The 8151-nt window shown below is 71.5% G+C and carries 8 protein-coding genes; 2 read left to right on the top strand and 6 right to left on the bottom strand.

The window, feature by feature from the left end; genetic code table 11:
- The 5 genes from PHC73_RS08870 to hmpA form a co-directional block, all read right to left on the bottom strand.
- Positions 1-912: NnrS family protein (locus PHC73_RS08870; RefSeq protein ID WP_300126857.1), on the bottom strand; the 912-nt coding region annotated here is incomplete at its 3' end.
- Complete coding sequence (locus tag PHC73_RS08865; RefSeq protein ID WP_300126855.1) at positions 905-2374, bottom strand: DUF6306 domain-containing protein; 1470 nt, start codon at positions 2372-2374, stop codon at positions 905-907. The genes PHC73_RS08865 and PHC73_RS08870, both read right to left, overlap by 8 nt.
- Positions 2371-2745: a DUF488 domain-containing protein gene (locus tag PHC73_RS08860; RefSeq protein WP_300126853.1), complete on the bottom strand. Its 375-nt coding sequence runs from the start codon at positions 2743-2745 to the stop codon at positions 2371-2373. Before PHC73_RS08860 ends, PHC73_RS08865 begins: the two co-directional genes overlap by 4 nt.
- Positions 2746-2764: 19 nt before the next feature.
- A complete protein-coding gene (locus tag PHC73_RS08855; protein WP_300126851.1) occupies positions 2765-3376 on the bottom strand; it encodes a hemerythrin domain-containing protein in 612 nt (203 codons plus the stop codon).
- A 64-nt stretch (positions 3377-3440) separates the two neighbouring features.
- Positions 3441-4616 (bottom strand): NO-inducible flavohemoprotein, encoded by a 1176-nt coding sequence (gene hmpA, locus PHC73_RS08850; RefSeq protein WP_300126849.1) that lies wholly within the window; start codon positions 4614-4616, stop codon positions 3441-3443.
- A gap of 161 nt (positions 4617-4777) precedes the next feature.
- Here hmpA and norR point away from each other — a divergent pair, with 161 nt between their 5' ends.
- Both norR and PHC73_RS08840 read left to right on the top strand, forming a co-directional pair.
- Positions 4778-6325 carry a nitric oxide reductase transcriptional regulator NorR gene (norR, locus tag PHC73_RS08845; protein ID WP_300126847.1) on the top strand — a complete coding sequence of 516 codons (1548 nt, stop codon included), beginning with the start codon at positions 4778-4780 and terminating at the stop codon, positions 6323-6325.
- A 202-nt stretch (positions 6326-6527) separates the two neighbouring features.
- Positions 6528-7220 carry an OmpW family protein gene (locus PHC73_RS08840; protein ID WP_300126845.1) on the top strand — a complete coding sequence of 231 codons (693 nt, stop codon included), beginning with the start codon at positions 6528-6530 and terminating at the stop codon, positions 7218-7220.
- A gap of 115 nt (positions 7221-7335) precedes the next feature.
- Here the strand turns inward: PHC73_RS08840 and PHC73_RS08835 are convergent.
- On the bottom strand, positions 7336-8151 hold an 816-nt coding region (locus PHC73_RS08835; RefSeq protein WP_300126843.1), incomplete at its 5' end, for a GtrA family protein.

The raw sequence follows: 8151 nt of genomic DNA, 5'->3' as shown, positions 1-8151 counted from the left end.
GGTGCCGATCGTGAAGGCGTGCAGCGCCGCGCTGGCGGCGATCGGCACCCCGGCGTGCCAGGCGGCGAGCGCGGCGAGCGCCACCACCAGCCAGGCGTAGGCGACGAGCAGTGACCACAGCAGCGGCACGCGCCAGATGCCGGGGCGATACCAGCGCACCACCCGCCAGCCGTGCAGCGCTGCGAGCGCCAGCAGCAGCGGCGCGAGGCGCAGGTCCGGCGCCAGGCCCACGCCCGCCGCGGCCAGCGCGGCGAGCAGCACGAATCCGCCCATCGCGAGATGCGGCTCGAAGGACGACACCGGTGCCGCCGCCGGCAGGCGCAGGCCGTTCACGGTGAACAGCGGGATCACCCGCCCGCCGATCAGCGCAATCACCGCCCCGATCAGCCACAGCGCCGCCCACACCGCCTGCCGCAGCAGGATGAAATCGTTGCCGTGCACGGCGCAGAGCGCGACCGCGTCGGCCGCCGTGAGCAGCGCGAGCAGGCCGACCAGCGGGTAGTTGCGCCGCTGCTGGACGCGCCCGAGCTGCCAGCCAAGGCGCGCCGCCACGGCCGGCAGGAAGGCAAGTTCGAGTGCGGCCAAAAGCCACCACGGCAGGCCCGGCCACAGCCAGGCGATGCGCGCCGCGAGCCACAGCCCGAACAGCGCCGCGAGCGGCGCGCCGCGCAGGCCGCGCGAGTCGGTCCAGTTCTGCACCGCCGTGAGCAGGAAGCCGGCGATCACCGCGCAGGCGAAGCCGAACGGCATCTCGTGCATATGCCAGGCGAGCGGGCCGCCGCGCGGCGCAAAGGCGACCCAGCCCAGGTAACTGGCCGCCCACAGCGCCATCGCCAGCACGGCGAACGCCGCCGCGCCCAGAAAGAACGGCCGAAAGCCGAGCCGAAACAGCGGCAAGCCCCGCTCAGCCATCGAGCGCCGCCGCCACGCGGGCGATGTTGGCCTCGTGCGCCGTGAGCATGGCGCCGAGCCCGGCCTGGAGCCGCGCGTCGCCCACGCGCGGCAGCAGCGCCTGAAGTTTGCGCACCACCCAGCGCTGGCCGCGGTTCAGGAACGCGAGCCGCGCCGGCAGGTCCCGGATGGCCATCGCCTTTGCGTAGAAATCGCCGGTGCGGCGCGAGGGCGTGCCGCCGAGACGCTGGATCGATTGCGTGAGCAGCGCGCACCAGCGCGCCTCGTCGTGCTGGATGGCGCGCACCAGCGGCGTGAGCTCGGCCGGTGCGTCGTTGGCCGTGTGCAGCGCCACGCGCGCGCCGGCGCGCTCGGCCTCCAGCAGCTCGTCGAGCGCGGCGAGCAGCTCCTCCCGCCCAATCTCGCCCATGTACTGCGCGTCGGCGTCGGCGGCGAAGCAGGCGGGCGAGCTCAGGCGCGCCGCTTCGGCCGCCGGCATTGCGTCGACCGCCAGCAGCGCCTCGGCGTCGGCGACGATCTGCGTCAGACGCTCGCCGGCAGCCACGACGGCGTCGATACGGCCGACGCCGGTGCCGGCGTACAGCGCCATGGCCTCGAAATCGCCGGTCATGGAACGCAGCGGCGAGTCGGTGCTGAACAGGTAAATGGGCCGGCCTTCCTCCTCGCCGATCACGGTGCGCGTGCCGGTGAAGGGATCGCCGCGCTCGCCGCGGGTGACGCTGTTCGCCAGCACCCGCACCTTGGCTCCCGGCGGCCAGTTGATGTGGAAGTCCTCGGTGAGCAGCGTGTCGGCCGCGGTGGCGGTGACCAGGCGCTGCTTGTGGAAGTCGTGGGCGAAGCTCTCTGGTGTTGCGATCAGCGCCGTGCCGAACACCGCGCCCTGGGCGCCCAGCGCCAGCACGGTGGCCACGTCCGCGCCGTCGGCGAGGCCGCCCGCTGCCAGCACCGGCACGCTCACCGCCGGCGTGAGTTCCCCGAGCAGCGCGTGCAGGGGCTGCGCGCCGCGCACGTGCCCGCCGGCCTCGACGCCCTGGGCGATCAGCGCATCGGCGCCGGCGGCTTCTGCCGCGCGTGCCTCGTCCACGGAGCCCACCTGGCAGACCACGCGCAGCCCCGCGGCGCGCAATCGCCCGACGAGCGGCGCCGGCACGTCCCAGAACAGCCCCACCACGGGCACGGCCAGCGCGATCAGCGTCTCGATCTGTGCGCCCAGCAGCGCGGGGTCGGTGCCGGCCGGGATCAGGTTGACGCCGAAGCGCTCCACACCGGCGGCGCGCACGGCCGCGACCTCGGCGCGGATGCGCGCCACCGGCTCGCGCACCATGCCCAGAAAACCGAAACCGCCGGCGCGGCTGACCGCGGTGACCAATTCCGCGCGCGCCACGCCGCCCATGCCTGCCAGCACCAGCGGATAGCGGCAGCCGAGCAGGTCGCACACGGGGCGATGCAGCGGCGTGTTCATGATTCGTCGTCTGCCTCCAGGTGTTCGCGCAGGTATTCGGCCAGCACGACGGCGTGGTTGTGGACGTTGTCGCGGGCGCCGTAGAGCAGGGTCAGCGGACCTGCCCGCGCCAGCTCGCGCAGCGGCGCGAGCGCCTCGGCGTTGGCGTCGAGTTCCGCGCGGTAGTGGGCGCGAAACGCCTGCCAGCGCGCCGGATCGTGGCCGAACCAGCGCCGCAGCGTGGAACTTGGCGCCGCGTCCTTGTGCCAGACCGTGAGCGCTGCCGCCTCCTTGCGCAGGCCGCGCGGCCACAGGCGATCGACCAGCACGCGCGCGCCGTCGTCGGCCTGTGGCGGCTCGTAGATGCGCTTGATGCGGATGTCGACGGGCACGACCGCGGCGCGTAATGCGTCAGTGCGTCGGCGGATGAAGGTGCCCGCCGGCGGCGTGCGTGGCGGTGCCGGCGTCCGCCCCCAGCAGGGCCGCCATCTCGTCGGCAAACGCCGCATAGCGCTCGTGCTCCGGGCCGAGTTCCACCTCGGCCTGCTCGAAGCGCGCGTGCAGGTCGGCGAGTTCCGCGGCCGAGAACAGGCGCTCGGCCATCGGGAACACCATCTGGTCTTCCTTCCAGATGTGGTTCGGGTACAGCTGCTGGATGCCGGCGATGGCCTCATGCAGCGCGGCCGGGGCCGCGGCGTCGCCCCGCTCCAAGGCGTCGATGGCCGCGGCCAGCGCGCCGACCCGCTCGCGGCCGCGGGCGTGCTCGCGCAGCAGACCTTCGAGCGGGCAGCCGTCGTGCGGCACGCCCTTGCCCTCCATGGCCGGGAACAGGATCGCCTCTTCCTTGGCGTGGTGGCAGCGGTCGGCGAACTCGCGCATGAAGGCGACCACGCCGCGCAGGCGGGCGATGTCCGGCCGGCGACCGGCCTCCAGGTCCTGATCGATGGCGCTCAGGCCGTGCACGACCTTCAGGATGTACTGGTGTTCGTGCGTGAGCACGTGGATGGGGTTGTCGTGTGCCATGGCGATCCTCTCGCAGGTGGTGGCCGTCCGCCGAGGGTAAACCCGTTCGGCGGACGGCTCGCGGTCACCCCTCCAGCGCCGCCGCCGGGCCGAAGAACTCCCAGTGCATGCGCTCGGCCGGCACGCCGAGTTCGCCGAGCAGGCGCTTGACCGCGCCCATGAACGGCGCGGGGCCGACGAAGTAGGCGTCCATGTCGCGGGCCTGCGGCAGCGCGCGCGCCAGCAGCTCGGCGCTGATGCGGCCGTGGGCGTCGACCGGCGCGCCGGGCTCCTCGTGGCAGTAAAAGCGCCGGGCCTGGGCGCTGCGCGCGACCAGATCATCCACCCAGTCGCGAAACGCATGCACGGCGGCATTGCGCGCGAAGTGCACGAAGGTGACCGGCCGGCGCTGCTCGTGCGCGGCCTGCAGCATGGGCAGGGTGGGGGTGATGCCGACACCGCCGCTGATCAGCGCCAGCGGCCGCTCGCCGGGCGCGAGCACGAACTCGCCGGCCGGCGGGAACAGGTCGACCGTGGCCCCGACGCCGAGCGCGTCGTGCAGGTGGTTCGACACCCGCCCGCCCGGCTCGCGCTTGACGCTGATGCGGTAGGTGCTGCCGTTCGGCGGGGCGGACAGCGAGTAGTTGCGCCGCACTTCCTGGCCGTCGATGGTGAGCCGGATGCCTATGTATTGGCCGGGCTCGAACGCCATCACCGGGCCGCCGTCGGCGGGCTTGAGATAGAACGAGGTGATCTCGGCGCTCTCCGGCACCTTGCGCGCGATCTGAAAGCGCCGCGCGCCGCGCCAGCCACCCAGCCGCGCCGCCGCGGCGGCGTAGACGTCTTCCTCGGCGCCGATCAACAGGTCCGCGAGCTGCTGATAGGCGGCGCCCCAGGCCTCGATCACGGCGTCGGTCGCGATGTCCGGTCCCAGCACTTCGCGGATCGCCCGCAGCAGGCAGCTGCCGACGATGGGGTATTGCTCGGGCAGCACCTGCAGCGACACGTGCTTTTGCACGATCTGCCCGACCAGCGGGCCGAGCGCGTCGAGGCGATCGATGTGCCGCGCGTACTGCAGGATGCCGTTGGCGAGCGCCCGCGGCTGGGCGCCGCTGGCCTGGTGCGCCTGATTGAACAGCGGGCGCACTTCGGGGTACTCGGCGAGCATCGTCCCGTAGAAGTGGCGCGTCAGCGCCTCGCCGCCGGCTTCGAGCAGCGGGACGGTGGCCTTGACGATGTCGCGGTGTTGGGCGGAAAGCATGGATAGGCTCCTGGTGGTAGGAAACTCGCCTGTGCGGCTTGCCAAAGCCAAGTCATGTTCCATGCCAATCGAATAACCCGCATGGTTATGCGGAAAAATCCCATTGGATGTAAAAATGACTCGACTTGATACGTGTCTTTAAAACATCTATTGAAGTCAAAATGACAACTAAAGAGGTCTTGGGCGCGGTGCTGCCCGCACTCGAAGCCCTGCCCGGCGACCTGCCGGACGAGCAGCGCTTTGCGCCGCTGCTGGAAGCTGTGCGCGCGCTGTTACCGTGCGATGCCACCGCCCTGCTGCGTCTCGAAGGCGACACGCTGCGCCCGCTGGCAGTGGCGGGTCTCACGCACGACACGCTCGGCCGGCGCTTTCGCCTGGCCGACCATCCGCGCCTGCTGACGCTGCTGCAGCGGCGCGGGCCGACGCGCCTTGCGGCCGATTGCGAGCTGCCGGACCCCTACGACGGGCTGGTGCAGGGCCGCCCCGGCCAGCTCGAAGTGCACGACTGCATGGGCTGCCCGCTGTACGTGGCGGATCAGCCGTGGGGCCTGCTGACGCTGGATGCGCTCGACCCGCGCGCCTTCGACGCCGTCGATGTCGCGTTTCTGGACACGCTCGGCCGGCTGGTGGCGGCGCTGGTGGCGGTGGGCGAGCGCATCGGCGGGCTCACCCGGCAGGCGCAGCGCGAGCAGCAGCTGGCGCGCGCGCTGGCCGAAGAACCGGCGCCGCTGCGCCATCGGGAACTCGCCGGCCACAGCGCGCCGATGCGCCGTTTGCAGCGCGAGATCGACACCGTGGCCGGCACCGATCTGACGGTGCTGATCACCGGCGAGACCGGCGTCGGCAAGGAACTGGTGGCGCAGGCCATCCATGCCCGCTCGCGCCGCGCCCGCCAGCCGCTGATCACGCTCAACTGCGCGGCGCTGCCGGACAACCTGGTCGAGAGCGAGCTGTTCGGGCACGTGCGTGGCGCCTTCACCGGCGCGGTGGGTGAGCGCTGCGGCAAGTTCGAACTGGCCGACGGCGGCACGCTGCTGCTGGACGAGGTGGGTGAACTGCCGCTCGGCGTGCAGGCCAAGCTGCTGCGCGTGCTGCAGAGCGGCCAGTTGCAGCGCCTGGGCTCGGACCGCGAGCACCGCGTCGACGTGCGCGTGCTGGCCGCCACCAACCGCGATCTCGCCGCCGAGGTGCGCGCCGGGCGTTTCCGGGCCGATCTGTACCACCGGCTCGGTGCCTATCCGCTGACCGTGCCGCCGCTGCGCGAACGCGGGCGCGACGTGCTGCTGCTGGCCGGCGGCTTTCTGGAGGAAAACCGCGTGCGGCTTGGCCTGCGCGGCCTGCGCCTGGCCGCCGACGCCCAGCAGGCGCTGCTGCACCAGCCCTGGCCGGGCAACGTGCGCGAGCTCGAACACCTGCTGGCCCGGGCGGCACTGCGGGCGCTCGCCGGTCAGACGCCACGCCCACGCATCCTCACGCTGCATGCGGAGCATCTCGATCTCGCCCCCGCCGGCGGCGCGGCGGCCGACCACGATGCGGCTGCCCTGCCATCCGCAGGAACCAGCCTGCGCCAAGCGGTCGACGAGGTGCAGCGCCGGCTGATCGAACAGGCGCTCGCCCGCCATGCCGGCAACTGGGCCGCTGCCGCCCGCGAGCTGGGTCAGGATCGCGGCAACCTGCAGCGTCTGGCGCGGCGCCTGGGCTTGAAGTAGGCGCCTGTAAGCGGCACTGGCACAGCCATCGGCAAACACGCCGACGGGTATTGACCGGCATCAAGTCGGCGAAACGCGCCGTTCGACAGGCGTCAACGTGCTGTTACGGCCGCTTCGCGATACTGGCCGGGCGCTGGTTGCCCATGCAGTCGGCGCCGCGACGCGGCACGCGCAGTGCCGCCCTAACGGGAGGTTACCCACCATGACATCGACCCAGAATGCCGGCCGGATTGCCGCACTCGGTCTCGTTTTTGCCTGCGCCGGCGCGGCCCAGTCCGCCGCCGCCTATGAAGCCGGTGACCTGCTGGTTCGCGGCCGCGTGATCGTGGTCGACCCGCGCGAGGACAGCGGCACCGTGAAAAGTAGCGTCGCCGGCGCCATTCCTGGCAGCGGCGCCGGACTCGATTCCGACGTTACGCCGGAACTCGACTTCACCTACATGCTGACGCCGAGCTGGGGCTTGGAGCTGATCCTGGCCTCGAGCGAGCACAACGTGGAGGGCACCGGTAGCCTGGCGGGTCTGGGCAAGCTGTTCGACGCGCGCACTCTGCCGCCGACGCTGACGCTGCAGTACCACTTCAACACCAACGGCACCATCCGTCCCTACGTCGGCGTGGGCCTGAACTACACCACGTTCTTCGACGAGGACGCGACGTCCGACTTCAGGGGGGCGATGGGCGGCAAGGCCAACGTGCACCTCAAGGACTCCTGGGGCGCGGCTGCCAACGTCGGCGTGGACTACGCCATCAACAAGGATTGGTTCGTCAACGCCGATGTCAAGTACATCGACATGGATACCGAGGCCACCATCAAGACCAACGCCCTCGGGCGCCTGAAGGTGGATGTCGACATCGATCCGTGGGTGTACGGCATCGGCATCGGCCGGCGCTTCTGAGCGGAGTGCTCGAACCGGCCGGCATGTTTTCAGCCCCCCGCCGGCTGGACTTGCTCCCCTCTCCCACGCGTGGGAGAGGGGAAGAATCCGCCGCGGCGCCTTCTGCCGCGGCGGTTCATTTACGCCACGTGTAGACGCTGGTGACGGCGTAGTTCCACACCGCGCCGACCAGGATGCCGGACAGTGCCGACAGCAGCCAGAACGTCTCGCGGTGGAACAGATACGCCGCGATGCCCACATTGGCGACGGCGCCCACGCTGCAGGCGAGCGCAAACGACACCCAGCCGGTCAGCAGCCGCCAGCCGCGCCGGCGCCGGTCGCGGTAGGTGAGCGCGTTGTTGACGGCGTAGTTGAAGGTCATGGCCGCCAGCGTGGCCAGCACCTGCGCGGTCACGAAATCCACGCCCAGGCGGCGATACGCCAGCCCCAGCACCATCAGGTGCACGCCGACGCCGAGCCCGCCGACCGCCGAGAAGGCCAGAAACCGCACCGGCACGTAGCGGCCGACCAGCTTGTCGGCCAGCAGCATCAGGTAGTCCCATACCACCTTGCTGTCGAGCTTGCTCTGGCCGACCTCGCGCCGGCGAAACGTGTACGGCAGCTCGACGAAGCGCAGCGGCGCCGGCGCCGAGGCGAACAGGTCCACCAGAATCTTGTAGCCGATCGCCGACACGCCGTGGCGCAGGCAGCCCATCAGCGCCGGGCGGGTGAGCATGAAAAAGCCGCTCATGGGGTCGGTGAGATCGGCCTTCAGCACGGCGCGACTCAGGCGCGTCGCCAGCCGGCTGATGCCCTGGCGTGCGGCCGGGAAGTCACCCACGCCGCCGCCGGCCAGGTGGCGGCTGCCGATGACGATGTCGAGCCCGCCGCCGCGCAGTCGTTCCAGCATGGCCGGCAGCAGCGCCGGGTCGTGCTGCAGGTCGCCGTCCAT

The organism is Immundisolibacter sp., from assembly GCF_028696615.1.
In the GTDB taxonomy this organism is placed as follows: Bacteria; Pseudomonadota; Gammaproteobacteria; order Immundisolibacterales; family Immundisolibacteraceae; genus Immundisolibacter.
Note: the sequence above shows the minus strand (reverse complement) of the source record. Positions and strands in the feature narration are given on the sequence as shown.

Bases quoted from the DNA above. Each gene is read 5' to 3' on its own strand.
- PHC73_RS08865 (WP_300126855.1), bottom strand. From the start codon at position 2,374: ATGAACACGCCGCTGCATCGCCCCGTGTGCGACCTGCTCGGCTGCCGC.
- norR (WP_300126847.1), top strand. From the start codon at position 4,778: ATGACAACTAAAGAGGTCTTGGGCGCGGTGCTGCCCGCACTCGAAGCC.
- PHC73_RS08840 (WP_300126845.1), top strand. From the start codon at position 6,528: ATGACATCGACCCAGAATGCCGGCCGGATTGCCGCACTCGGTCTCGTT.
- PHC73_RS08855 (WP_300126851.1), bottom strand. From the start codon at position 3,376: ATGGCACACGACAACCCCATCCACGTGCTCACGCACGAACACCAGTAC.
- hmpA (WP_300126849.1), bottom strand. From the start codon at position 4,616: ATGCTTTCCGCCCAACACCGCGACATCGTCAAGGCCACCGTCCCGCTG.